We start from the raw sequence: 2,733 nt of genomic DNA, 5'->3' as shown, positions 1-2,733 counted from the left end.
GGGGCGAGGTTCAGCGCGACGGCGCGGCGGGCGCGGGTGGCGGTGAGGGCGCGCGCCAGCGCGGGGACCTTCAGGTGCGGCAGGACGCTGGTGAACCAGGAGCCGGGGCCGAACACGATCCAGTCGGCGTCCTCGACGGCGGCGAGGGCCTCGGGGCAGGCGGGCGGGTCGGCGGGCACCAGCGACACCCCGAGCACGGCGCCGGGCGTCTTGGCGCAGGCGACCTGCCCTTTGACGTGGGTGATCTCGTCGGGCCGGGCGGGGTCGGCGCCGCGGACCTCCGCGACGATGTCCATCGGGACGGCGGCCATCGGCAGCACCCGGCCGTGCGCGCCGAGGAGCCGGCCGACCCAGTCGAGCCCGGCGACGGTGGAGCCGCCGGGGGCGTCGGCGGCGCCGGCTTCGAGGAGTTCCCACAGCGCGACGATGAGCAGGTTGCCGACGGCGTGGCCGCGCAGGTCGCCCTGGCTGCGGAAGCGGTGCTGGACGACGTCGCGCCAGGTCTGTCCCCACTCGTCGTCGCCGCACAGCGCGGCGAGCGCCATCCGCAGGTCGCCGGGCGGCAGCACGCCGAGTTCGCGGCGGAGGCGGCCGCTGGAGCCGCCGTCGTCGGCGACGGTGACGATCGCGGTCAGCCGGTCGGTGACGCGGCGCAGCGCCGACAGCGAGGCGTAGAGGCCGTGGCCGCCGCCGAGCGCGACGACCTTGGGGCCGTTGGGCTTCACCGTGCCGTTTTCCTGCTCTCCTCGTGCGGGGCCCGCGCCGGGTTCCGGGCGGGCGTCACTCGCGGCCGAGGTCACGATGGGCGACCTGCACCTCGATGCCCTCGTCCCGCAGGCGGGCGGCGATCTGTTCCGCCATGGCCACACTACGGTGTTTGCCGCCGGTGCAGCCGACGGCCAGGGTCACGTAGTGCTTGCCCTCGCGCTCGTAGCCGGCGGACAGCAGGCGCAGGACCTCGGCGTAGGAGTCGAGGAACTCCTTGGCGCCGCGCTGGCCGAGCACGTAGTCGCGGACGGCGGTGTCGCGGCCGGTCTTCGGCCGCAGCTCCGGGACCCAGTGCGGGTTGGGCAGGAAGCGGCAGTCGACGACGAGGTCGGCGTCGACCGGCAGGCCGTACTTGTAGCCGAACGACACGACGGTCGCGCGGAGGCTGGACTCCCCGGTGTCGTTGCCGAAGAACCCGATGATCTTGCGGCGCAGCTCGTGCACGTTGAGGCCGCTGGTGTCGATCACCAGGTCGGCCTCGGCGCGGACCTCGCGGACCAGCTCGCGCTCCCGCGCGATGCCGTCGACCAGGCGCCCGTCGCCCTGCAGCGGGTGCGGGCGGCGCACGCTCTCGAAGCGGCGCACCAGGTCGGCGTCGCTCGCCTCCAGGAACACGACCCGCGGGTGGACGCCGCGCGCCTCCAGCTCGGCGATCGAGGAGTGCAGGTCCTCGGTGAAGGCGCGGCTGCGGACGTCCACGACGACGGCGATGCGGGGCACCGCGTCCTTCACCCGGCCGCCGAGGTCGGCCATCGTCGCCAGCAGCCCCGGCGGCAGGTTGTCGACCACGAACCAGTCGAGGTCCTCCAGCGACTTGGCCGCGGTGCTGCGGCCCGCCCCGGACATGCCGGTGATTATCACGATGTCCGGAATCTTCGACTCGGTGCTCATGACCGCCTCCCCCTGTGCTCCCCGTCCACGGCGGCGCCGACGCCGCCACCGTCTCCGCCCGGCCGCCGCGGCGGGACCGCGGCGCCGTGCAGCGCCGCGACGATGCCCTCGGCGCTGCGCATGCCGATGCCCGGGACCTCGGCGACCTGCTCGGGCGTCGCGTCCTTCAGCCGCTTCAGCGACCCGAAGTGTTTCAGCAGCGCCGCGCGGCGCGCCGGGCCCAGACCGGGAACGTTATCGAGTTCACTCATGGTCATGGACTTGGAACGCCGTTGCCGGTGGAAGGTGATGGCGAACCGGTGGGCCTCGTCGCGGATCCGCTGGACGAGGAACATGCCCTCGCTGTTGCGCGGCAGGACGACCGGGTCGTCCTCGCCGGGCAGCCACAGCTCCTCCAGCCGCTTGGCGATGCCGCAGACCGCGATGTCCTCGACGCCGAGCTCGTCCAGCGCCCGCTGCGCGGCGGCGACCTGCGGCGGACCGCCGTCGACGAGCACCAGGTTGGGCGGGTAGGCGAACTTGCGCGGCCGCCCGGTCTCCGGGTCGATCGGCTGGTGCGCGCCCTCCGCGGCGTCCGCGGCCCCGGCGATGCCGGCAGCGTCAGCGGTGTCGGCCGGGTCGCCGAGGTGGTCGAGTTCGCCGGTCTTCTCGGTCTCGGCGAGGTAGCGCTTGAACCGGCGCGTGACGACCTCGTGGATGGAGCGGACGTCGTCCTGGCCCTCGACGGCCTTGATCGTGAACCTGCGGTACTCGCCCTTGCGGGCCAGGCCGTCCTCGAAGACGACCATCGACGCGACGACGTTCGTGCCCTGCAGGTTCGACACGTCGTAGGACTCGATGCGCAGCGGCGCCTCGTCGAGCTCCAGCGCGTCCTGGATCTCCTGCAGGGCGCGGCTGCGGGTCGTCAGGTCGGACGTGCGGCGCGTCTTGTGCAGCTTGAGCGCCTCGTGCGCGTTGCGCGCGACGGTCTCCAGCAGGGCCTTCTTGTCACCGCGCTGCGGGACGCGGAGCCGGACGGGCCCGCCGCGCTGCTCCGACAGCAGCTCGGTCATCGCGTCCTCGTCGGGCGGGAGG

General features: G+C 73.8%; 3 protein-coding genes. All 3 read right to left on the bottom strand.

Translation table 11 applies throughout. From position 1 onward, the window contains the following. A partial coding sequence (gene yvcK, locus E1200_RS32520) for a uridine diphosphate-N-acetylglucosamine-binding protein YvcK (RefSeq protein WP_207933658.1) occupies positions 1-725 on the bottom strand: 725 nt, incomplete at its 3' end. Between the two features lie 55 nt (positions 726-780). Continuing rightward, positions 781-1,659, bottom strand: a complete 879-nt coding sequence (gene rapZ, locus E1200_RS32515) for an RNase adapter RapZ (RefSeq protein ID WP_131956402.1) — start codon at positions 1,657-1,659, stop codon at positions 781-783. Beyond that, positions 1,656-2,733: excinuclease ABC subunit UvrC (gene uvrC / locus E1200_RS32510; RefSeq protein ID WP_131956400.1), on the bottom strand; the 1,078-nt coding region annotated here is incomplete at its 5' end. The genes uvrC and rapZ, both read right to left, overlap by 4 nt.

This window comes from Actinomadura sp. GC306 (assembly GCF_004348665.1).
In the GTDB taxonomy this organism is placed as follows: domain Bacteria; phylum Actinomycetota; class Actinomycetes; order Streptosporangiales; family Streptosporangiaceae; genus Spirillospora.
This window is presented reverse-complemented; position numbering and strand designations above follow the sequence as displayed.